Source organism: Polaribacter sp. IC073, from assembly GCF_007997075.1.
GTDB lineage: Bacteria > Bacteroidota > Bacteroidia > Flavobacteriales > Flavobacteriaceae > Polaribacter.
This window is the reverse complement of the sequence record NZ_VORS01000012.1, coordinates 1-23,542: the sequence shown is the minus strand read 5'-3', so window position 1 is coordinate 23,542 and position 23,542 is coordinate 1. Positions and strand designations below refer to the sequence as shown.

The 23,542-nt window shown below is 32.2% G+C and carries 18 protein-coding genes, 1 rRNA gene and 1 pseudogene; 1 reads left to right on the top strand and 19 read right to left on the bottom strand.

All coding sequences use genetic code 11. From position 1 onward, the window contains the following. Positions 1-6 precede the first annotated feature (6 nt). The 18 genes and pseudogenes from ES045_RS15090 to ES045_RS15005 all read right to left on the bottom strand — a co-directional run bounded on the left by ES045_RS15090 (position 7) and on the right by ES045_RS15005 (position 21,924). Entirely contained in the window at positions 7-921 is a 915-nt protein-coding gene (locus ES045_RS15090) for a DMT family transporter (RefSeq protein WP_147117112.1), read from the bottom strand. Continuing rightward, positions 908-1,999: an LptF/LptG family permease gene (locus ES045_RS15085; protein WP_189663120.1), complete on the bottom strand. Its 1,092-nt coding sequence runs from the start codon at positions 1,997-1,999 to the stop codon at positions 908-910. The genes ES045_RS15090 and ES045_RS15085 overlap by 14 nt, the downstream gene beginning before the upstream one ends. Positions 2,000-2,075: 76 nt before the next feature. Then, positions 2,076-3,206, bottom strand: a complete 1,131-nt coding sequence (tgt, locus tag ES045_RS15080) for a tRNA guanosine(34) transglycosylase Tgt (RefSeq protein ID WP_147117111.1) — start codon at positions 3,204-3,206, stop codon at positions 2,076-2,078. Positions 3,207-3,463: 257 nt separating this feature from the next. Beyond that, positions 3,464-4,354, bottom strand: a complete 891-nt coding sequence (gene rluF / locus ES045_RS15075) for a 23S rRNA pseudouridine(2604) synthase RluF (protein WP_147117110.1) — start codon at positions 4,352-4,354, stop codon at positions 3,464-3,466. Between the two features lie 33 nt (positions 4,355-4,387). Then, positions 4,388-4,990: an alpha-ketoglutarate-dependent dioxygenase AlkB family protein gene (locus ES045_RS15070; RefSeq protein ID WP_147117109.1), complete on the bottom strand. Its 603-nt coding sequence runs from the start codon at positions 4,988-4,990 to the stop codon at positions 4,388-4,390. A 35-nt stretch (positions 4,991-5,025) separates the two neighbouring features. Next, a complete protein-coding gene (locus ES045_RS15065; protein ID WP_147117108.1) occupies positions 5,026-6,240 on the bottom strand; it encodes a M24 family metallopeptidase in 1,215 nt (404 codons plus the stop codon). A gap of 252 nt (positions 6,241-6,492) precedes the next feature. Next, positions 6,493-6,906, bottom strand: a complete 414-nt coding sequence (locus tag ES045_RS15060; protein WP_147117107.1) for a heavy-metal-associated domain-containing protein — start codon at positions 6,904-6,906, stop codon at positions 6,493-6,495. Between the two features lie 21 nt (positions 6,907-6,927). Next, positions 6,928-8,700, bottom strand: coding sequence for an efflux RND transporter periplasmic adaptor subunit (locus ES045_RS15055; protein WP_147117106.1), 1,773 nt, complete (start codon positions 8,698-8,700; stop codon positions 6,928-6,930). Continuing rightward, a complete protein-coding gene (locus tag ES045_RS15050; protein ID WP_147117105.1) occupies positions 8,690-9,172 on the bottom strand; it encodes a DUF305 domain-containing protein in 483 nt (160 codons plus the stop codon). Before ES045_RS15050 ends, ES045_RS15055 begins: the two co-directional genes overlap by 11 nt. A gap of 32 nt (positions 9,173-9,204) precedes the next feature. Continuing rightward, complete coding sequence (locus ES045_RS15045; RefSeq protein WP_147117104.1) at positions 9,205-9,792, bottom strand: DUF2911 domain-containing protein; 588 nt, start codon at positions 9,790-9,792, stop codon at positions 9,205-9,207. Positions 9,793-9,803: 11 nt separating this feature from the next. Beyond that, complete coding sequence (locus ES045_RS15040) at positions 9,804-12,551, bottom strand: heavy metal translocating P-type ATPase (protein ID WP_147117103.1); 2,748 nt, start codon at positions 12,549-12,551, stop codon at positions 9,804-9,806. 12 nt (positions 12,552-12,563) lie between these two features. Beyond that, on the bottom strand, positions 12,564-13,022 hold the full coding sequence (locus ES045_RS15035; protein ID WP_147117102.1) for a heme-binding domain-containing protein: 459 nt from the start codon (positions 13,020-13,022) through the stop codon (positions 12,564-12,566). Then, entirely contained in the window at positions 13,023-13,607 is a 585-nt protein-coding gene (locus ES045_RS15030) for a DUF3347 domain-containing protein (protein WP_147117101.1), read from the bottom strand. Between the two features lie 32 nt (positions 13,608-13,639). Beyond that, entirely contained in the window at positions 13,640-14,026 is a 387-nt protein-coding gene (locus tag ES045_RS15025) for a DUF302 domain-containing protein (protein WP_147117100.1), read from the bottom strand. Positions 14,027-14,061: 35 nt separating this feature from the next. Beyond that, a pseudogene (locus tag ES045_RS15020) lies at positions 14,062-16,418 on the bottom strand (multicopper oxidase domain-containing protein). Positions 16,419-16,428: 10 nt separating this feature from the next. Continuing rightward, positions 16,429-17,664, bottom strand: coding sequence for a TolC family protein (locus ES045_RS15015; RefSeq protein ID WP_147117099.1), 1,236 nt, complete (start codon positions 17,662-17,664; stop codon positions 16,429-16,431). Further along, complete coding sequence (locus ES045_RS15010; RefSeq protein ID WP_147117098.1) at positions 17,664-21,401, bottom strand: efflux RND transporter permease subunit; 3,738 nt, start codon at positions 21,399-21,401, stop codon at positions 17,664-17,666. The genes ES045_RS15015 and ES045_RS15010 overlap by 1 nt, the downstream gene beginning before the upstream one ends. A 109-nt stretch (positions 21,402-21,510) precedes the next feature. Next, the gene (locus ES045_RS15005) at positions 21,511-21,924 is read right to left on the bottom strand and encodes an HYC_CC_PP family protein (RefSeq protein ID WP_147117097.1); all 414 of its coding nucleotides are present in this window, start codon (positions 21,922-21,924) and stop codon (positions 21,511-21,513) included. Between the two features lie 1,119 nt (positions 21,925-23,043). Between ES045_RS15005 and ES045_RS14995 the strand changes: the two genes are divergently transcribed. Continuing rightward, entirely contained in the window at positions 23,044-23,229 is a 186-nt protein-coding gene (locus ES045_RS14995; RefSeq protein ID WP_223267273.1) for a transposase, read from the top strand. Positions 23,230-23,451: 222 nt separating this feature from the next. Here ES045_RS14995 and rrf read toward each other — a convergent pair. After that, positions 23,452-23,542 (bottom strand): 5S ribosomal RNA (rrf, locus tag ES045_RS14990); the annotation flags it as partial.

The following is a 23,542-nucleotide window of genomic DNA, read 5'->3' as shown; positions in this document are numbered from 1 at the left end:
TTTAACTTACTTTTTTCTCTTCAACTTTTGTTGAAACGTATCTTTTAAAGTACTTCTGTTTTTTATAATTCCGTTTAATAAAACAACAAATAGCACAATAAAAGCACCTAAATAAAAGGTATTACTCATTTTTTCTTCATCACCAAAAATAAGCAACGCTAAGATAATTGCATAAATGGGTTCTAAATTAATGGTTAGCATTACTGTGTACGGAGATAAGTATTTCATTACTTCTACAGAAGCAATAAACGCGTAGGCTGTACAAATACTACTTAAGACTATTAGATACAACCAATCTTTTGATGTTACCTGAAAAAAACTTACTGTAAAACCATTGGTTAACAATAAGTAAACTGTTATAAATGCTACACCAAAAAATAATTGATAAAATGAAATGGAACTTGCTGTGTATTTTTTGATAAACAAACCATTTAAAACGGCAAACAAAGCTCCTAAAAAAGAAGCGATTAATGCATAAATAATTCCTAATTTATATTGACTTTCAAAATTAAAAATAATGTACAAACCGCCAATTACAAGTAATCCTAAAAATATTTCTAACGCATTTATTTTTCTTTTAAAAAAAATAGGTTCTATTAATGATGCAAAAAAAGCCCCCGTACTCATGGTTACTAAAGCAACAGATACGTTAGAAACTTTTATCGCTTTAAAAAAGAAAACCCAATGTACAGCAATTACAATTCCTGTAAATAAAAATTTTAATAGTCCTTTTTTATCGACTCTAAATGATTTTTTCTTCCATAGAAAATAAATAGCAATAAATAATACTGCCAATAACATTCTGTACCAAACTAACGGAATTGCATCGATGGTAATTAAAGCACCTAAGATTGCGGTAAAACCCCAAATAAAAACAATCAAGTGAAGTAATAGGTAGTTTTTTAATTTACTTTCTTGCATGGAAGTAAAGATAAATAGCGACAAGGCCAAACATAATATTAGGAATCCAAACGTAAGATAATGAGTTAACACCTGCAACGGAACCGAGTACTTCGCCAATTTTCATAAAGAAAACATACAAAAACATAATACCAACACCCACCGCTAAATTTACTCCTGTACCTCCTCTTCTTTTTCTAAAAGCTAAGGCAACAGCTATTATTGTAAGAATGTATGATGCTATTGGTAAACTTGTTCTTTTGTATAGCTCTACCAAATAAGCATTCAAATTTTTTACCCCTCTTTTTTTAGAGATATTAATAAATTTAACTAATTCATCTGAAGGCATTTCTTGCGCAAAAGCAGATTTGTATATTAAATCTCTTGGTGTAAAATTAAATACCGTGTCTATTTTATTCCCAGAAAAAATACTATCTCTATCTTTGTAAACCAAACGCTTTCTCCAACCCGTTAAAGTAAAAACAGAGTCTTTTACATTGAATCTTATATTGTCTGCAGAAAGTTTCGATTTTAACTCTAAGCCATCATAGGTTTCTGAATTAAAATCATAACCCACATTATTAGCTGTATTAAAATTTCTGATAAAAATATAGGTACTATCTGTCAATTGTAAACTAAAATCTGAAACATATTTTAATTCATTTTTTTGCTTTGAATTGCTAATATATTCCTTCTCAAATCCTTTTCTAATCTTAGTACTATTTGGCACCACATAATGGTTCATAACCAAAGACAGTATGGTAACTATTGTTGCACCAACAAAATAAGGATATAAAAAACGTGTAAATGAAACCTTCGCATTTGTAATTGCTATAATTTCTGTGTTATTAGATAGTTTAGACGTAAATAGAATTACGGCAATAAACAATGCCAAAGGCATAAATGTATTGGTATAATAAATAATAAAATTTAAATAATAATCATTTAAAATTTCATCTAGCCCCAAGTTTGTATGCTCTAAAAAATTATCTATTTTTTCAGAAACATCAATAGCAATTGCTATTGGAATTAAGATTAATAAGGTGAACAAAAATGTTACCAAGAATCTTTTTAATATGTACCAATCTATTATTTTCAAATTATTGTTGTTGGTTTTTTGTTATTGGTTTCTAATTTCTGCCGCTAACGAATAACGACCAACCAGAAACGAACAACTACAAGCGTTTGTCCATTTGTTTTACCATTTTATCTTTCCATTCTCTAAAATCTCCTGCAAGAATATGTTTTCTAGCTTCTCTAGTTAACCAAACATAAAAACCTAGATTATGAATAGAGGCAATTTGCTTTCCTAACATTTCTTTGGCAGCAAATAAATGACGTAAATATGCTTTTGAATACATGGTATCTACCCAAGTAATTCCCATATCGTCTATTGGAGAGAAGTCATCTTCCCACTTTTTATTTTTAATATTGATAGACCCGTGTGCGGTAAACAACATTCCGTTTCTTGCGTTTCTTGTTGGCATTACACAGTCGAACATATCAATACCCAACGCAATATTCTCTAAAATGTTAATTGGCGTACCAACTCCCATTAAATAACGTGGCTTGTCTTCTGGTAAAATCTCTGTAACAACTTCTGTCATTGCATACATTTCTTCTGCTGGTTCACCTACAGAAAGACCACCAATTGCATTTGCTTGCTGACCTGAATTTGCAATATATTCTGCAGATTGTCTACGTAAATCTTTAAAGGTACTTCCTTGAACAATTGGCATAAAAGTTTGCTCAAAACCATATTTATAAGGTAGTTTATCTAAATGATTTATACACCTATCTAACCATCTATGGGTCATATGCATAGATCTTTTTGCATAATTATAATCACAAGGATACGGTGTACATTCATCGAAAGCCATTATAATATCTGCCCCAATAGTTCGCTGCGTTTCCATTACGTTTTCTGGTGTGAAAAAGTGCATAGAACCATCTATATGACTTTTAAATTTTACACCTTCTTCGTTAATTTTTCTTCTTCCTGATAAAGAATATACTTGGTAACCACCAGAATCTGTTAAGATATTACTATCCCAGTTCATAAATTTGTGCAATCCTCCAGCTTTTTCTAAAATTTCCATTCCTGGACGTAAGAATAAGTGATAGGTATTTGCTAAAATAATATCTGGTTTTATTTCGTTTTTTAATTCTGTTTGATGTACGCCTTTTACTGTACCAACTGTACCAACTGGCATAAATATAGGCGTTTCAATAGTTCCGTGATCTGTAGTAATTACACCAGCTCTGGCTTTACTCTTTGGATCGGTAATTTTTAAGTCAAATTTCATCGTAGGCAAATATACTATTATTTAAGAATTGATAAATTAAATGAAGTGTTATAAAAAATGAAAAGTTATGGAGTTGTGTTTTGTGACCAAACAAGTGAGGTAATGATTACGCATGGTTTTATATTTTTGTTGAGATCGTGAATGCAATACATTTAAAATGGAAATCCTTTTTTACTTGCTTAAATAAATAAGATTGCAGCCTTTCGATTTCCTTCAATATAAATTCCAAGCCCAACCAGAAAAGGAACGCTCGAATATTACCAACGTTTCTTTTTCGCCGAAAAACTAGCATTACTTCTTTTACTTTTGGGTGACGATTTTCTAAAAGAGGCACTTTTTTTATTAAAATCGTTTTTGGTAGGTGCTTTATTTCTCTTTGGTTTGGCTTGCTTTGGTTTTTCTTCTACCTCAGAAGCTTCTACAGTTTTAGAAGAACTAGAAATCATTTTATTAATTTCTTTCATTTCATCTTCAGTGAGTTCTCGCCAATCTCCAGTTTGTAAATATCCCAACTCAACATTCATAATTCGAGTTCGTTTTAACTTGGTCACTTCGTAATCTAAATATTCGCACATTCTGCGAATTTGACGATTTAAACCTTGTGTTAAAACAATTTTAAATATTTTATCGCTTACTTTTTCAACTTTACACTTTTTAGTAACGGTTCCTAAAATAGGAATTCCATTACTCATGCTTAATAAAAAATCTTCTGTAATCGATTTGTCTACAGAAACAAAATATTCTTTTTCGTGGTTGTTAGCTGCCCGCAATATTTTATTTACAATATCGCCATCATTTGTTAAGAAAATTAACCCTTCAGACGGTTTGTCTAAACGCCCAATAGGAAACAATCTTTCTGGGTAATTTACATGCTTTACAATATTATCTCGCTCTCTATCATCTGTGGTAGAAACAATACCAACAGGTTTATTTAGAGCAATGTATATGGTAAAATTTTTAGGTTCTACCAATCTTCCATCGAACTTTACCACGTCTTTTTTACCCACTCTATTCCCTAATTGAGTTGGTTTACCGTTGATAGTAATTCTGCCTTCTTTTATAAATTTTTCAGCTTCTCTACGAGAGCAAACACCTGATGAACTTATATATTTATTAAGATTTATAGACTGTTGATTATTAGTTTCCAATGAAAAATATTTTTTGCAAAAGTAAGTATAATATTACAACTCTATACTTCTAAAAGTTAGATTAATTCTTGGCGAATTTACTTTTTTAGTAGGAGGTAATCTGTGTAACCAATGTGTTTGTGTTTCTTCTTTCATCACCAATAAACTACCATTTTCTAGAAGAACATCTATTCTTTGTTTATTTACTTTATGCTTAAAAGAAAATTTACGTTCTGCACCCAAAGACAAAGAGGCAATTGCACCATTTTTCTTTAGCATTTTTTCTCCGTCGGAATGATATGCCATTCCTTCTTCTCCTGAATGGTATAAATTCAGGAGGCAAGAATTGTACGTTTCGCCACTTTCTTTTTCTACTACTTCTTTTAACGCTAATAGTTCTTTGGTAAAAATATTTGCCGTTTTTGTTATTTTAGAATAGGTGTAAGAATACTCTAACTCTCCATACCAAGCAACTTTTCTTTTGGTAATGATTTTCTTACCAAAAATAAGAGCTTCATCATTTTTAAACTGAATGGTTTCCATCAATTTTTGATAATAAAACTCACATTGCTTTTTATCTAAAACAAGTCCGTGATAATTTGTAACACCGTCAAAAGGCAGCACATTTTTTATTTTTTCTGAAGAGAATAAATCCATTTTATAAAAATACAACTATTACGGTATCTTAAAAACTATACATTAAAAGGATTTTCTATAGAATGTGCAATTTCTGTAAACCATTTTGCTCCTTCTGTTGTCATGTAAATATGATCTTCTAAACAGATACCAAACTCATTAGGCACACAAATCATTGGCTCATTACTAAATGTCATTCCTGCTACTAGCTTGGTGTTGTTACCTCTAATTATGTATGGATATTCATGAATATCTAATCCGATTCCGTGTCCTGTTCTATGCGGTAAACCTGGTAATTTATAATCGGGTCCTAAATTATGAGCTTCTAAAACGACTCTTGAAGCATCATCTACAGAACTACAGGTATTATTTAAAACGGAAGCATTAAAAGCGGCTAATTGGGTTTCTCTTTCTATGTTCCAAATTTTGCGTTGCAATTCATTTGCTTCTCCAAAGATGTAAGTTCTTGTGATGTCTGAAATATAATCATACAATTGACAACCGGTATCTACCAAAACAATATCATTCAATGCTAAGTTCTTCGGGCTTTTCACTCCGTGTGGAAAAGAAGAATCTACGCCAAACAAAACAATACAAAAATAAGAACCAGCAGGAGCACCCATTTTTTTATGCGCTTCATGAATAAAGTTTTCTACTTCTTTTGTAGAAATACCAACTCTTAAAATTCTTGCCGTTGCTTTTTGAACGACTATTGTCATATTCATCACATGTTGAATAATAGCAATTTCTTCTTTCGATTTCACCATTCTACAGTCAGAAATAAGTGGCGTTGCAACTTGTATTGAAAAAGAGTGGACTTCTTTATTTAAACCGTTTATGATAGAAAAAGGGGTGGTTTCGTCTACCTGAATTTCTCCTTGTGTTGTATGGTTGTTTTTTAGAACCTCAAAAAATAATGCATACGGACTTTCATGTTCTTCCCAACCATGAATTGTGCCTTCTATTTCTAAAAAATCTTGAATAGTTCCTATTTCAAAGTTTGGTACTATATAATGAACCTCTTCATTTGGTAAAATAATTGCCCCCACAAGCCGCTCACTTGCATGCCAATGTGTTCCTGTAAAATACAGCAAATTTGTACCTGCATTTACATACATTGCTTTTACATTGTTTGCTTTCATTAAGTCACAAACTTTATGAATTCGTTGTTTATATTCTTCTTTCTGTATTGGTTTTATATTATTTTCTAAAGGTTTCAATGCTTTTAATTCGTTTTCTATGGTAGCACCACCAATTCCAAATGTATTCATATTCTTAGTTTTTTTGTCTGCGTTAAAAAAAGAAATATCCAAAGATATTTTCTTCTCTGCAATTATTTTCGATACTATTTTTTCTGATGTTGATTCTGGGCTTCAATAATTATTTTATATGCGCCGTTACAATTCTTAAGGCTTCTTATTCTGTGAAGTTTTTAAGGTACGACACACTTTTTTATAAAACAAAAAAGAGTCCTTAAAAAAGGACTCTTTTAATATACTGTAATGAAGTTTAAGAACGAATTCTTACTCCATTTTACTAGATAAACTCATTGCCATATCATGGTCGTATTTACAACAACCTGGTAAACCTTTGTACGCTTCTTCATTTCCAGATACTTTATCAGTATCATAACCAGATGCTGCAATTGCTTCGTGAATGCTCATTTCAGTTGTTTTTGTTTCATCAAAAGAAACATCAACTTTCTTTTTATCTACATCCCAAGTTGCACTAGCTACACCTTCTAAGCTATTTACTGCTTTTTCGATGGTGGTTTTACACATACCACAATTTCCTCTTACTCCAAAAGACACAGCTGTTGTTGCCATTTCTTTAGAAACTTCTATTGTTTCTGTTTTTGTTTCTTTTTTCGCATCGTTTTTACAACTTGTAAATGTCATCGCTGCTATTACAGCAACACTTAAAATTACTTTTTTCATTATTTTAAAGTTTAATTGTTATTATTCTATTACTTGTTTTACTTCTCCGCAGGTTAACATTGCTTCCCCAAAATACGGATTCATTACTTTCTCTTCTTTACTTAACCAATAAGCCCCTTTATTACTATCTGCCATTGGGCAAAATTGATGATACACTTTTTCATTAATTCCAAAGACTTCAATCGCATTGGTTAAATATGAAGAAAGAATTTTAAAATCTGTTCTTTGTTCTTTAATTTTAGAGGTATTTAAAATTGAATTGCCTGCTACTTTTAATTCTTTTTCTAAAGACATCCAATGGTTATGAACTTCTTTGTCTTTTAATAACGTCATATCTACTTTAGACAAATTATCTAATAGTTTTTTTGATGCTGCTATTACGTTCTTTGAATCCTCTTTTACTAAGGCATCCTTCAATTTAATATACGCATTAAAAACAGTTTTCAATTGCTTTTGAAAATCTTTAGACACTTTCATTCTTTCATTTATGTTCAAATAAACTTCTTTTTTTGTTGAAGTTGCACCTTCCATATCAAGATGCCCTTCGTGGCCTGTTGTTGTTTTGCCACCAGCTGTATTCATCATCGATTTTTTGCTCTGTAATTGCGCCGCAGCATCTACCGTAAAAGTACCGTTTGTTACAATTTCATCACCGTTACTTAAACCTTCTAACACTTGATAGTTATCACCTATTTTAGCACCTAATGTAATTTTACGCATTTCAAAAATAGGTTCTTTAGGGTTCGATTTTAAATAGACAACAGACCGTTTACCTGTCCATAAAACTGCAGATGAAGGTATAGACACTACTTCTTTTTTATTTGAAATACTTTCCGTTATTTTTCCTTCAACAAACATTCCTGGTTTAAAGACATTCTCTCTATTATTTAAAACAACTCTTAATTTTACAGTTCTGGTTTTTGTATCTAAAACAGGATCTATAAAAGCTACTTTTGCCTTTAACTCTTTATTAGAATTAGTTGTTATAGAAATGTCTTGTCCTTTTTTAAATTGATTGATCTGATTTTCATACACGTCAAAATTAGCCCAAACAGTAGAGAGGTTTGCTATTTTTAGTAAAGGTTGCCCTTGTTTAATATAATCTCCTTCGGCCACTAATTTTTCGGAAACGGTACCAGAAACGGTTGCATAAATAGGAATATTTTCTTTCACCTTACCTGAAGTTTCTATCTGATTTATTTGCTTTTCAGAGAGTTTCCATATTTTTAACTTATTACGCACGGCATTGTATAATTCTGGTTGTGTTTCTTTTAAAGATTTTGCGGTTATTAACTCTTGCTGTGCAGCATATAATTCTGGTGAATAAATACTTGCCAATAATTGCCCTTTACGTATTTTTTCACCTGTAAAACTAATATTCAACCTTTCTATTCTACCAGAAAAATAACTTACCTGAACAGTATTTGCTTCTTCATTTTCTACAATCTTACCAGACAATTTAATGGTGCTATTAGCCATTTTACCTTCTCCAACAGTAGATGTTAAAATGTTTGCCAATGCCATTGCATTTTTAGTTAACTTAAACTGATCTGCCATTAAGCCTTCTGCACTACTTTCTGCAGGAATTAAATCCATTCCACAAATAGGGCAATCTCCTGCTTCTGGCTGCATAATTTGTGGATGCATAGAGCAGGTCCACATTTGGCTTTTTTCAGTTGTTTCCGAATGATTGTGTGTTGTTTCAGTTGTTGATGCGCCTCCAAAAAGCAACCAACCAAACAAAATACCTACAGCAAGAATACCAATATAAATAATTCCGTTTTTATTTTTCATTTTCTAATCTTTTTATCATTGCTTTCATTTCTTCAATTTCTTTTTTCTGTGCTTTAATGATGTCATCTGCCAGTTTTTTAACTTCTGGATCTTTAATATCTGCTCTTTCACTAGTTAAAATGGCTATAGAATGGTGCGGAATCATTGCCTTCATCCAAAGAACATCTCCAACAATAGGTTTCTGAGTTCTAACCAAACCTAAAGCACTTATAAAAAGCACAAAACTTCCAACAAGAATTAATATATTTTTCTTCTTATTTTTATACATTTTCAGCATAAAAAGTAGCATAATTACTGCCATAGAAGAAATGCCTAAACAAACCATATAAAACCGAGTTAAACTAAAATACACATGGTCCATTTCATACGTGTTTAAGTACATAATAATATACATTGCCACAAATGACAAGCCTAACATTACAAAGAAGTTTTTGTAGTTTCCGTTGTTTGAGTGTTGATTTGAATTTTTCATAATTTTTGGTTTTACATTAACAATCTATTTTATTATTTTAATTTAAAATTGAAATTAACTAAGATCTTTTCCCAAGCCAATGAAATTGATCCTTCGCCATCGTCCTCTTTTATTATTTTATACTCCAAATGTTCCGTAATTGCTTCAGAAATAATTGGTGCTACTTTAAATCGTAAAACGTCCTCTTTTTCGTCATATTCATCTTTCCCATGCTGATCCCAATTAGAATTAAAAATGATAGTCCACTCTTCTTTTGAAGGAATTGTAAACAAACCATATTTACCAGCAGCAAGTGTTTTTCCATCAATAATTAAATCTTTGTTTGTTTCTAACCAAGTTGCCTTGTGTGCACCTGCTTGCCAAACCATATCATAAGCTAATAAACCACCAAAAATGATTCTATTTCGAACACCAGGAGAAGAATAATCGATATGAATATGAGCGTCTCCAATCATTGTCATTGCAGATGCATGCGGACTCAAAACCTTCTTTTTAGGTGTTTCATCTTTTTTAATTATTGTCACATGATTATCATGGTCCTTAATTTCTGTTTTCTTTGTTTCTTTTTTGCAGCTCAATATTGATACTGCCAATGCAAATACTAGTATTAATTTTTTCATGATTGTATAAATTATATTTTAATGTTTCTTAACCTTAATGCATTTACAATTACTGATACCGAACTAAAACTCATTGCCAATGCAGCAATCATTGGCGATAATAATAGCCCAAATACTGGGTATAAAACTCCTGCTGCAACTGGTACACCCAAGACATTATACACAAAAGCAAAAAATAGATTCTGCTTTATATTCTTAACCACACCATGACTTAATTTTTTAGCTTTTACAATACCTTGTAAATCACCTTTTACCAAAGTTATTGAGGCACTTTCAATAGCTACATCTGTTCCTGTTCCCATAGCGATACCAACATCAGATTGCGCCAAAGCTGGTGCATCATTAATACCATCTCCTGCCATAGCAACTACCCTACCTTGTTCTTGTAATTTTTTTATTTCGTTCAGTTTATCTTCGGGCAGACATTCTGCTTTATAGTGTTTTAGATTGAGTTGTTCTGCTACCGATTTTGCAGTATTGGCATTATCACCAGTCAACATAATAACTTCTACGCCATTGTCTTGTAGTTCTTTAATCGCATCTAGACTCGTTGCTTTAATAGCGTCGAAAATAGTAACATAACCTACCGCTTTATTGTCTACAGTGATAAATGAAACTGTTTTACCATGTTCTTGTTCGGCAACTACCTTGTTCATTAAACTATCTGGTATAGCAATAGAAAACTGTTCCAATAATTTCGTATTTCCTAAAGTTACTTTTTTAGAACCAACCGTACCAACAACTCCTTTTCCTGCTATTGCTTCAAAGTCATTTACTTTAGAAATAATGATCTTTTTAGATTTACCATAATTAACAATTGCTGCTGCTAAAGGATGCTCACTATATTGATTTAAAGATGCGATGTATTGAAGTAAAGTTGTTTCCTCTATTTCATGAACAGAAATTACTTTTTCTACGGATGGTTTTCCTTCTGTAATCGTTCCTGTTTTATCAACAATAAGCGTATCTACTTTATTCATTTTCTCTAATGCTTCTGCATTTTTGATTAAAACACCAGATTGTGCACCTCTACCAACACCAACCATAACAGACATGGGCGTTGCTAAACCTAATGCACAAGGGCACGCGATAATTAATACTGCAATGGCGTTTACAAAAGCAAAAACATACGCTGGTTCGGGACCAAAAATTGCCCAAACAACAAATGTTATTACTGAAACTAAAAATACTGTAGGAACAAAATATTTAGCAATTCTATCTGCTAATTTTTGAATTGGTGCTTTAGAGCGACTTGCCGTATTTACCATGTGGATAATTTGAGAAAGTAAGGTTTCTGAACCTACTTTCTCGGCTTTCATTACAAATGATTTTGTACCATTAATAGTACCCGAGCTCACTTTATCATCCACTTCTTTATCAACAGGAATTGGTTCTCCTGTAATCATAGCTTCATCTATACTACTTTGTCCTTCAACAATACTTCCATCTACAGGAATTTTCTCTCCTGGTTTTACTCGTAATAAATTACCTTTTTCAATTTTATCTATTGCAATTACTTTATCCTCTCCTTCTGTAACTAAAGTTGCTGTTGCCGGTACTAATTTTAACAGTTCCTTTATAGCTCCACTTGTTTGACTATGCGCTCTTGCTTCTAATAACTGCCCTAATAATACCAATGTTAGAATAACGGTGGTTGCTTCAAAATAGACAAAAACATTACCATCTGCAGTTTTAAAATCTTGCGGAAATACTTCTGGAAAAAACATCGCAAAAACACTAAATATCCAAGCAATACCAGAGCCGATACCGATAAGCGTAAACATATTTAGATTCATTGTTTTTAAAGAGGTCCAAGCGCGTTTAAAAAACATCCAAGTTGCATAGAAAACAACCGGAATTGATAATGAAAATTGAATCCAATTCCATTTTTCTTGCTCTAAAATGTTGTATAACGGATTGTTTTCAATCATTTCTGACATCGCTATTATAAATATTGGCAATGTAAAAGCAACTGCAATCCAAAACTTTTTTAATAACTTTTTATAAGCTTTATCTTCTGATGAAATATCGGCTTCTATTGGCACTAAATCCATTCCGCAAATAGGACAAGCACCAGACTCCTCTTTTAGAACTTCTGGGTGCATTGAACAGGTCCATTGCTCTATTGTATTTGTTGCTAGGTTTTGTTCTTCCACTAAATCCATTCCGCAAACAGGGCAATCTCCAGCTTTATCATAGGTCTTTTCACCTTCGCAATGCATCGGACAATAAAATGTACCCGTTCCTTTTCCTTTAGGTGCTTCTTCCTTATTTTTTTTAGGTTGATGTGCTCCTAATTTGTGAATACTGTAACTACCACCATCCTTTTTTAAAGCTTCTTGAAAGGTTTCTATCGGAAGATGTACTTCCATTTCTATAGTTGCCGCTGCTTTCTCTAAATTGACGGTAGCTTTAGAAACGCCTTTTACTTTAGAAAGTGTTTCTTCTACATGACTGCGACACCCGTTGCAAGTCATTCCGTGTATGTGATATGTATGTTTCATTGTTTTTCCTTCCTTTGCCACTCTCGAAAGGTGGTCCTTATCATCTAACTCATGAATGCTATAGGCTCCACCGTCATTTTTTAAAGCTTCTTGAAGGGTTTCTATCGGAATATGTGCTTCCATTTCTATAGTTGCCGCTGCTTTTTCTAAACTGACGGTAGCTTTTGAAACTCCTGCTACTTTTGAAAGTATTTTTTCAACGTGACTCCGACATCCGTTGCAAGTCATTCCGTGTATGTGATATGTATGTTTCATGATATTTAAAAATTAATTTGATAAACTATCTTTCAATTGAGTTATATATTGAATAACACGCTGTTTTTCAACTCTAGAAAAAATAGCATTACTATGAATTACTGTATAAGAACTCAAAGGCATTTTATTACCTTCTAGCTGTTTTATTATTGATCGAAACTTACTTGCTTTTCTTCGATTTGATAATGTACCCCATTCACTAAAATTCAATGCTGCTTTCCCGTTTTTAACATGATCTTCTAAAAACCAAGCCACAGGCTGTATTTTATTATACCAAGGATACGCAGTATTATTACTGTGACAATCATAGCAAGAAGCTTCTAATTTATGCTGAATTGCTTTTGGCACATTATGAACCAACATAAAGTCTGTCTTTGGCACAGCTTTACTTTGGTTCAGTTCTTTGGGCACAAACTGAATTCCCACAAAAACAACCAATAAAACCAATGCTATGATTTTCACAGTTTTCATTTAATTTATTTCATTTTGTACTTTACCACAGGTTAACATTTTGCTACCGTAATATGGATTTTTGATCTCTTTATCCATACTTAACCAAGCAGAACCTTTGTCGTACATCGGACAAAATTGTTGATATAGTGTGTTTTCTGTTCCAGTAATAACAATCAGATCAATCATGTCTTTACTTAAGGTTTTAAAATGCTCACGTTGATGGTCCATTTCACTTTTAGCAATATGTTCTGCGTGTTCTATAGCATCAATAATGATATCTTTTAACTCTTCTTGCTCTTCCGCACTGTAAACTTCAACATCAAAACCTTTTAAAGTACTTACCATTTTGTTTCCTGCTTTTGCCGCTTCATTTTTATCTGTTGCTACCAAAGCATCTTTAAGTACCATATAATTAGACATTACCTGTTTTGTGTCAGAATATTTATCCTCTGAATCCATCTTTTTATTAAATTCACTGCTATTATCGTAGTTCATTTTAGAATGGTTTTCTTCTTTAACCTCCTGCTTTTTAATGTCTTTACAAGACACTATTGTAAGACTTAACAATGTAAATATCAATACTGTTATTTTTAGTTTTTTCATCTTTGTTTATTTTTTACTAATTATTAAAATCTTTATAATTTTTCAATTACCACTTCTAACATTGATGTTATCTCAGACGCTATTGTGTGAAGTTCTTTATTATCAACTGCTTGCATAGAAGCCATCGGATTAACAGCAGCCACCTCAATAATTTCTGTTCCTATTTCTTGAACAATGACGTTACAAGGCAACATTGTGCCTATTTTATCTTCTGCTTCCAAAGCCTTATAAGCAAATGGTGGATTACAAGCACCTAAAATTTTATACTGCTTAAAATCAACATCAAGTTTTTTCTTGAGTGTTTCTTTTATATCTATTTCTGTAAGGATGCCAAAACCCTCTTCTTTCAATACTTTTTTTACTTTCTCTATAACTTCTTCAAATGTTCCGTTGACTGTTTTATTAAAATAATAGTTCATTTTTTAAAATTTAAATTAGTACTCGGTTTATTTCATTAAAATCTTACAGATAATCCTCCTCCAGCTCCAAATCGGTTATCGTAACTTGCCATTAATGAAAAGTTTCGGGATAAGAAATATTCCAATCCTGCATTCCAAACCACTTCTTTTTCAAAGTTATTTCCATACAGATTATTTACCCATCCAAAATCTGCTTGATACTCATAATTACCAAAAATTGCAGTTCTTGGAAAAATTAGAATTTCGCGACTCAAACTAATTTGAGGACGTAATTTATGATCCACACGAACATCAAGATTGAATAGGTATGGTGTTAAAAATCGAATTCCCGCAATGGCTGTTGTAGAAACTTCATCTAAGCTTCCTTCTGTTTCATTTTCGATATTTACTCCACCAAAAACCCTTAAATTATCATGCAGATATCGTTCATAAGTTACTTCTGCTTCTATATTTTTATTCCAACCATATTCTGCACCAATATTAAATTGATTTCGAATATTTGATGCCACAAAGTTAAATCCAGTCATGTGTGACCCAGCATCTACCATAGCCCAAGAGTAAAACATGTCTGCCTCATGAATTAAATTAGACACCGGAAAATCTTTCATTCTCTCATCGCGTGGTGTATCATAACTAACAACACGAGCCATACCTCCCATCATATGGTACAAAATATGGCAATGAAAAAACCAGTCGCCATATTCATCTCCTTCAAACTCAATTGTTATTTCCTGCATTGGGGGCACATTAACAGTATGTTTTAAGGGTGAATAATCACCATTTTTATTAATTACTCTAAAAAAGTGTCCATGTAAATGCATTGGGTGATGCATCATAGTAAGGTTATTAAAGGTTATTAAAGGTTATTAAAGGTTATTCTGGTAACTGCTCCTCCTTTAATTTTAATATTATCGGCTTCACTAAGAGGTACACCATTCATACTCCAGATATAACGATTCATATTTCCAGTAAGGTTTAGTAAAATTTCATTTACAGGAAGACTTTTATCATAGTTGGTTTTTTTTAGTGATTTTAAGTAATCATAGTTGTACTCAGAAAACATTGCCATCTCGCCCATTTTGATATCGCTATCTTTAACCGTAGCATCTTTCATTTGCATACTAGACTTGTTTTTAGAAACACTTTTAGTCATGTTCATAGCAGAATGATTCATTTTTGAATGGTCTGTTTTTTCTTTTATTGATGAGTTTTCAGACATATTCATGTCTTTCATATCGCCCATTTGCATCCCGTATTCTGCTTTAATTTTATAACGCTCATCTTTTTTTGGTTGAAACTTTAAAGCATGTGCTCCCATTTTCATATCCATTTTAGCCATTTTTTTCATCATGCCAATTTTATCTGGTCTTGTAACATCAATAGCCGGAATAACTTTTCCTTTTCCTATAAAAGCTGAAGCTTGACCAGAACCATCTTGTGCGGTAATTCTAAATTCCATTTTACCATCATCAGGCACCGTTACTATAAAATCGTAAGTTTCTGCGACTCCTATAAAAGTTTTATTTTTAGAAACAGAAACAACATCTAAACCATCTGATGAAACTAACATAGGCATGCTACCACCAAATGTCATCCAAAAGGATGTAGAAGCAGCACCATCAATAATTCTTAATCTTATTTTTTCTCCAGGATTAAATTCGGGGTATTCTATAGTTTCTTCACCATTTATTAAAAATGCAGGGTAATATACATCTGCAACATCGGCTCCTTCCATTCTTTGACGCCAAAAATTGAGTTGTGCACCAAAAGCACCACGCCTAATGACTTTGTTTAAAGGTGTAGATGTTCCTTTTTTCATGCTGTACCACTCATTACCTCGTTTTAAATTACGCAGTACGTTGTGTGGCTTTTCATTTGTCCAATCAGAAAGCATTAAAACAAGCTCTTTATCATATTCTAATGTTGGGGTTTTAGGTTTGATAACAAAAGAACCATAAACACCACTTTGTTCTTGCAACATAGTGTGTGAATGGTACCAATAGGTTCCAGATTGATTTAATGCGAATTCGTACTTAAAAGTAGTACCCGGTTTAATCGGTGGTGTTGTTAAGTATGGTACCCCATCATAAAAGTTAGGTAATAAGAGTCCGTGCCAATGCACAGAAGTTTCTACAGTCATTTCATTTTTTACATAAATTACTGCATATTCGCCTTCTGTAAATTCTAAAACAGGTCCTGGTATGGTTCCGTTTACGGTAATTCCTTCTACTATTTTACCTGCTTTATTAACCATACCTTTCTTAATTGTTAAGGTATATTCATGAACAGGTAAATTGTCTACATTTCCTTCAACAGATTGTGAAAAAATAGCTTGAGAAATTAACAGAAATACTAATAGTTTTAGTTCTTTAATTTTATATATATATTTCATGTCGGTCTTTTTAATTAGTTAAATAATTAATTATTGTTGTCTCTGTATAATATGATTTTACCGATTCTATTTGATTCATTTGAAACTTTAATTGTAATTCTTGAATATCTAAAACATCATTAAAATTAATGGTACCTGTTTCGTAGCTTCTTATTAAAATTTCTTCTGCATTTTTTGCCTGCTTCAGGTTTTTATGTTGCGTATTAAATTTTATACGTGCTTGATTTCGTTGTGATATAGTTCTAGCCAACTCTGACTTCAAAACATTTAATCTAGCATTTTTTTGCAACTGAATTTCTTGTTGACGCATTTTATTTTGCTTCGAAATAGACTTGTAGCGATTGTTAAAAATGGGAATTGTAACAGAAACCATAGGCATAATAATGTCCTTACCGTTATCTACTACATTCATATCTGTTCTTTCTGAAACTGAAATATAATCTAATCCAAAACCTAGTGTTGGTTGTGCTTCACGTAAATTAAGTACTTCCGATTGTGTAACAGATTCATAGAGTTTATCATATTTTAACAGTTCTGGGTTTAGAGAAAGTGCATCAAATGAAAACGAAATATCTTCAACTGGTATCTCCAAAGTATCAATTACCGTGATATTCTTATCATAGTCACGATTCAATAAACTATTTATAGCGGCTTGAAATCCTTTAGATTTTTGCCTAAGTACTTCTTTTTCCTGCTGTAATTCATTCTGTCTTATCTGCAGTCTCAGCACATCAACAGCAGATGCTTTTCCTACTTCTACAGAGTTAAGAGCAAGGCGTTCGTAAGTTTTTAATAATTGAATGTTTTCATCAAGCACTAGTTGTTTCGCTCTTATTTCATAGAGCTGATAATAAAATTGAGATATAGAAAGTATCAATTTACGTTTGGCAATCGTAATCTCTATATAATCAGCTTCAGCCATAGAAGACGCATAATTTTCTCTTGCCGTAATGGTACCAAACCAAGGCAACATTTGTTTTACCGAAAACCGAGCCCTCTGTGCTCCTGTTCTTGTTTCTGGTTCGCTCACAAAATAACCAACACCAAACTCTGTATTTGGTATGGTGTTTACTTCATTCACTTTTTCAGTAGCAATACGATACTGCAGTTCAAATTTTTGAATTTCCGGACTATTCGTTAATGCTTCATTAATAAGCGTTTCTAATTCTTGCGAATGCGCTTCTAGATAAAAGAAAAAAGAACAAAGAATTAAGACTGCTTTAATATTTAATTTTATCATTTTCATTAGGATGCTTTTTTAAGTTGATATTCTTTTTTCCAACTATATAATACAGGCACAATAAACAAAGTTATCAATGCGATTAACATGCCGCCAAAACTTGGTATTGCCATAGGAATCATAATATCACTTCCTCGTCCTGTAGATGTTAAAACAGGTAGTAATGCCAAAATTGTTGTGGCAGTTGTCATTAAACAAGGACGAATTCGTTTTTCTCCAGCTTCCACAATAGATGCTCTTATTTCCTTTCTGTTTTCTGGTGTGTTTTTATCAAAAGTTTGCGTTAAATACGTTGCCATTACAACACCATCATCTGTTGCAATACCAAAAAGTGCAATAAAACCAACCCATACAGCAACACTTAAGTTTATAGGATGCATTTGAAATAAATCGCGCAGGTTTTCTCCGAAAAAATTAAAGTTTAAAAACCAATCTTGTCCATAGAGCCAAATCATTATAAATCCACCTGAAAATGCCACAGCTATTCCTGTAAAGACCATTAATGATGTGGTGACAGAACGGAATTGGAAATACAAAATCAAAAAGATAATTGCCAATGCTAAAGGCACCACAACAGCCAATGTTTTTTCTGCACGTAATTGGTTCTCATAGGTTCCTGTAAATTTGTAATTGATTCCTTTGGGAACAATTAATTCACCGGAATCAATTTTTTGCTGAATTAAAGCTTGTGCGTTTTCTACAACACCTACTTCTGCAAAGCCATCTAATTTATCAAACAAAACATAACCAACTAAAAAGGTGTCTTCACTTTTAATTACTTGCGGACCTTTCTCATAACGAATTGTTGCCAATTCACTTAAAGGAACAGGACTTCCGCTAGAAACAGGAATGTAAATTTGTCCTAAATCACTAGGGTTTGCTCGTAATTCTCTAGGATAACGAACACGAACGCCGTAACGCTCTCTTCCTTCTACAGTTTGCGTTAAAACCATACCACCAACTGCAACTTTTAAGACCTCTTGTACATCTTGAATAGAAATACCATAACGTGCTATTTTTTCTCTATCAATATCAATCAATAAATACGGTTTCCCTACAATTCGATCTGCAAAAACAGCTTCTTTCTTAACTCCTTCTGCTTGTTTTAAAATAGTTTCTAACTGAACTCCAAAAGCCTCAATTTGCTTTAAATCTTGCCCTTTTACCTTTATTCCCATTGGTGCACGCATACCTGTTTGCAACATCACTAATCGAGTTTCAATAGGTTGTAATTTAGGAGCAGAAGTAACACCTGGTAATTTTGTAACTCTTACAATCTCATTCCAAATATCATCTGGAGAATTAATTTCTGGTCGCCAATTTCTATAGAACTCACCATATTCATCTTCTATTAACTGTTGGTTAGACACATTAAGAACTGTCGAAATAGTTGCAGTTTTGTTCTCTAAAGCATTCGAATTGATGATTAAATTTTCATTGTAAATTAACCTTCCGTCTTTCAATTCAAACAGGCCATTATCATTTACTTTATAACGTTGGCGCTCTCCGTATTCATTCAACATATATTCTGGTTTATATTGAATAATATTCTCGTACATAGACAGAGGAGCAGGATCTAAAGCCGATTCTGTTCTACCTGCTTTACCAACAACCGTTTTAATTTCAGGAATACTTGCTACAGCCATATCTAATTGCTGTAATACTCGTTTATTTTCTACTACACCAGAGTGTGGCATCGAGGTTGGCATTAATAAAAATGAGCCTTCATTTAAAGAGGGCATAAACTCTTTTCCTGTATTTTTCATGATAAAAACACCTGCAATAACAATAGCAGTTGGTATGGATAAGAATAAAATTTTATGATCTAAACACCATCTTAAAATACGTGTATAGTAACTTCTAAAAACAGTAAAAACACCTAACAATCCGAAGCAAATAAGACTTACAAAAATAAGATTCCAAAAGATACTTTTATCAACTCCTAAGGGTCTCCAATATTCTGCTAAAAGAAATACAATCGCTAACGAAGAGATTATAATATTATATAGATTCGCTCGTTTTTCACTAATCTTCTCCTGAAGTTTTAACACACCTGAAACTCCAAATGCAATTAGAATGATTCCTAACCAATAACCAGAAATAATGGTAACAATTCCCAATACAATCAAAACTCCATTTACAGCATAATTAAAATTCTTTTTTATGGTTTTCTTTCTAAATAAAAACGCTGCAAAAGGCGGAATTAAAAATAAGGCTACAATTATAGAGGCTGTTAAAGCAAAGGTTTTGGTAAAAGCCAAGGGTCTAAATAATTTTCCTTCTGCACCAATCATTGTAAATACTGGAATAAAACTGATGATAGTTGTCATTACAGCTGTTAAAATAGCTCCAGAAACTTCTGTCGTTGCGTTGTAAACAACCGTATTTATTGGTAGTTTATCATCATTTTCATCTAAGTGTCTAAGAATATTTTCAGATAGTATGACGCCAACATCTACCATAGTACCAATGGCAATTGCAATTCCAGAAAGCGCAACAATGTTTGCATCTACATTAAAAAACTTCATGGCAATAAATACCATTAGTACAGCAACTGGCAGTAGGCCGGAAATTAAAATGGAAGCTCGTAAATTAAATACCATAATAATAATCACTAAAATAGTTATTAAGATTTCTAAGGTTAAAGCTTCATTTAGTGTTCCTAATGTTTCTTGAATTAATTCTGACCTATCATAAAAAGGAATAATTGTAACTTGAGAAGTGCGCCCATCTTCTAAAACCTTTGATGGTAAACCTGCACTTAATTCACTAATTTTCTCTTTAACATTATTAATAACCTCCATAGGGTTTGCCCCATACCTTGCAACCACAACTGCACCTACAACTTCTGCACCTTCCTTATCCAAGATACCACGTCTAGCTGCTGGCCCTAAAGAAACTTTACCAATATCTTTTATTTTAATCGCTGTAAAATCTTCTGAAGCAACAACCGCATTTTCAATATCAGAAACAGATTTTACATACCCCAAGCCACGAACCAAATATTCAGCTTGGTTAATTTCTAAGGTTTGTGCACCAATATCTTTATTACTTTCTTTAACCGCTTTTACAACCTGACTTAAACTAATATTATACTGTCGCATCAATTCTGGATTGACGTCTACTTGATATTCTTTAACGTATCCACCAATAGAAGCAACCTCAGAAACACCACTCGCAGAAGATAAAGCATATTTTACATAATAATCTTGAATACTACGTAATTCCTGTAAATCCCAGCCTCCAGTTACATTTCCGTCTGTATCACGACCTTCTAAGGTGTACCAAAATATTTGACCTAAACCAGTTGCATCCGGTCCTAAAGCAGGATTAACATCTTCCGGAAGTAAACCACTTGGCAAAGAGTTTAATTTTTCGAGAATTCGACTACGACTCCAGTAAAACTCAATATCTTCCTCAAAAATGATATATATACTTGAAAAACCAAACATAGAAGAACTTCTAATGGTTTTTACTCCGGGAATCCCCAATAAAGAGGTCGTTAAAGGGTACGTAATTTGGTCTTCTATATCTTGCGGAGAACGACCGTCCCATTTTGTAAAGACAATTTGTTGGTTTTCTCCAATATCTGGAATAGCATCTACAGCTACAGGATTGCTTGGTAAGAAGCCTGTATCCCAATTAAACGGAGCATTTACAGTTCCTAAACCAACAAAAAGAAGGAGTAATAAAACTGCAACAAGTTTATTTTCTATTAAAAATTTGATACTTTTATTTAGCATTAGTTTTGATTATTAAACAGTTATAAATTGGTGCTGAAAAAACACCGAATACACGAAATTATCCTTATAACACTATAGCTATAGGATAAAATAAACTACTGTTTAAAAATCAAATTAAATAAGTCTCGTCAAGTTTAAAGATTTGACTAGTGACGAGAGGTGATTTGTAGACTAAAAATGATGGTACATCATTATCTAACCCCTTAAAAAGGTTGATATAAGAATATACAAAAGAAGCTATAAATATTTGTTGTTCGAAAGAAACTTGGGCTGTTTGAAGTTGTAATTCGTCTTGACCATCAACTACTAATTGTTCATCATTACAACAATTATCATTGGTAATAGCACACCCTTCATTTAAAGATTTATCCATTTCCATTCCACAACCATCTGCTTTGTGAAACATAGCCGTTTCTACAAGTGTGTCTCCACAAAAATGCATACTAAATGTAAATGACATTGTAGAAAATAAGACTACAAAGGCCAATACAGTTGATATTATTTTATGTGAAATTTGTTTCATACGAATTACAAATATAGAAAAATTTTAACAAATAGTAATTTTACTTGGCTAAAATTTAACCTTATCAAAAATTTAATAAGACCAAATATATCCCTTCACATAAAATAAATAATAAAAAGGGTAGTTTGGTACTCATGATTCTACTCATAAAATTATTAATAAATTAGTAAGTCCAATAATTAAAAGATCTTATTATTTGATAAAAAAATCTATGAATACTTACTTATTCACCCTTCTCTTGCAGACCTTTTTAACCAATACTTAAAACACTCTCTATTAGTTGTGCTTCATAAAATATGTAAGTCCTCTTTTATTGAGAATGCAAGAATAAATATCAAAATTTTTGAAGTAAACTAACTATTCAGAATTTTTATTTTAGAGGTCAGTAGTTAGTTACATATAATTTGTTTTTGACTAACTACTGACCTCTATAAAAGATACTCTACTCCCATATTTCCTCTTAATCCCATAACTATCGGTTAACTAGGCTTACTAAATGAGATGAAAGGTGAGCCAATCAAAGTTTAACTGTTTCAATAGTATCGTTAGAAAAATGTCTATTCATGATCAAAGTATACTCAACTATTTTGATCATGGAAGCATAAATGCTTCTGCAGCATCTCTTATTACTAAAGTTAAGCCTTTTAGAGCACAATATAGAACTGTGAGGAACATAGAATTCTTTCTTTTTAAACGCTCAACTTTGCATATATGATTTATGGATCAATACTAAAAGTAGTGAAGTAAATTAAAAATTAAGAACTTTGGCTTTAAATTATTTCTATTTTGGATACTTCAATTGAACTTGCTAAATTACTATTACCAGAAATGCTTGTTGATTCTTTTACACCAACCGAACATGAAATAAAACAATGAGAACTTCAATTCCATTTCACAGAATTAAATACGATTCCTGAAGAATTTAAAAGACTAAAATTAAGCTCTAAAGGTTTTTTTCCGGAAGCGACTATTCAAGATTTTCCAAACCGAAGCAAAACGTTTTTCTACATGTTATTAGACGGCGTTGGGTAGAATAAAGTTTAAAGAAAAGCGTTGTAAAAGATTGACAGTTAGTAGCAAAAAACACTAGATTTACTAGTAATTTTGCTGCTTTTTTAAATAAGATTTGCAAAATGGGATAAAGAAGCGAGGAAGTCAAAATTTAAAAGTTTCAATAGTATCTCTAAAACAATGCCGATACATTATCAAAATATACTCAATTATTTTGATAACAGAAGTACAAATGCTTATGCAAAATCCTTTAACGCAAAATCAAAGCGTTTAGAGCACAATTTAGAGGTGTAAGAAATATAGAATTCTCCTGTTTAGATTAACTAATATTTATGCTTAAAATCTAAATTCCACAACATTTGGTATTGATCCTAATTTATGGACTTGATTCTTAATCCCCCTTTTTTTTATCCTAAACAAAGTTCAAAAAGTCACCAATTATTTAATTTTAATGCATAAAAAAACCTCATATCTTTCGACATGAGGTTTGTAATATTCTGATTGTATCAGAATTAAGAAAGGCGGCGACCTACTCTCCCACATAAATGCAGTACCATCGGCGCGATTGGGCTTAACTTCTCTGTTCGAGATGGGAAGAGGTGAGCCC

What these genes read in the sequence shown, in the direction of transcription:
- ES045_RS15090 (WP_147117112.1), bottom strand. Translation starts at nt 921, where the DNA reads ATGCAAGAAAGTAAATTAAAAAACTACCTATTACTTCACTTGATTGTT.
- tgt (WP_147117111.1), bottom strand. Translation starts at nt 3,206, where the DNA reads ATGAAATTTGACTTAAAAATTACCGATCCAAAGAGTAAAGCCAGAGCT.
- ES045_RS15070 (WP_147117109.1), bottom strand. Translation starts at nt 4,990, where the DNA reads ATGGATTTATTCTCTTCAGAAAAAATAAAAAATGTGCTGCCTTTTGAC.
- ES045_RS15065 (WP_147117108.1), bottom strand. Translation starts at nt 6,240, where the DNA reads ATGAATACATTTGGAATTGGTGGTGCTACCATAGAAAACGAATTAAAA.
- ES045_RS15060 (WP_147117107.1), bottom strand. Translation starts at nt 6,906, where the DNA reads ATGAAAAAAGTAATTTTAAGTGTTGCTGTAATAGCAGCGATGACATTT.
- ES045_RS15055 (WP_147117106.1), bottom strand. Translation starts at nt 8,700, where the DNA reads ATGAAAAATAAAAACGGAATTATTTATATTGGTATTCTTGCTGTAGGT.
- ES045_RS15050 (WP_147117105.1), bottom strand. Translation starts at nt 9,172, where the DNA reads ATGAAAAATTCAAATCAACACTCAAACAACGGAAACTACAAAAACTTC.
- ES045_RS15045 (WP_147117104.1), bottom strand. Translation starts at nt 9,792, where the DNA reads ATGAAAAAATTAATACTAGTATTTGCATTGGCAGTATCAATATTGAGC.
- ES045_RS15040 (WP_147117103.1), bottom strand. Translation starts at nt 12,551, where the DNA reads ATGAAACATACATATCACATACACGGAATGACTTGCAACGGATGTCGG.
- ES045_RS15035 (WP_147117102.1), bottom strand. Translation starts at nt 13,022, where the DNA reads ATGAAAACTGTGAAAATCATAGCATTGGTTTTATTGGTTGTTTTTGTG.
- ES045_RS15030 (WP_147117101.1), bottom strand. Translation starts at nt 13,607, where the DNA reads ATGAAAAAACTAAAAATAACAGTATTGATATTTACATTGTTAAGTCTT.
- ES045_RS15025 (WP_147117100.1), bottom strand. Translation starts at nt 14,026, where the DNA reads ATGAACTATTATTTTAATAAAACAGTCAACGGAACATTTGAAGAAGTT.
- ES045_RS15015 (WP_147117099.1), bottom strand. Translation starts at nt 17,664, where the DNA reads ATGAAAATGATAAAATTAAATATTAAAGCAGTCTTAATTCTTTGTTCT.
- ES045_RS15010 (WP_147117098.1), bottom strand. Translation starts at nt 21,401, where the DNA reads ATGCTAAATAAAAGTATCAAATTTTTAATAGAAAATAAACTTGTTGCA.
- ES045_RS15005 (WP_147117097.1), bottom strand. Translation starts at nt 21,924, where the DNA reads ATGAAACAAATTTCACATAAAATAATATCAACTGTATTGGCCTTTGTA.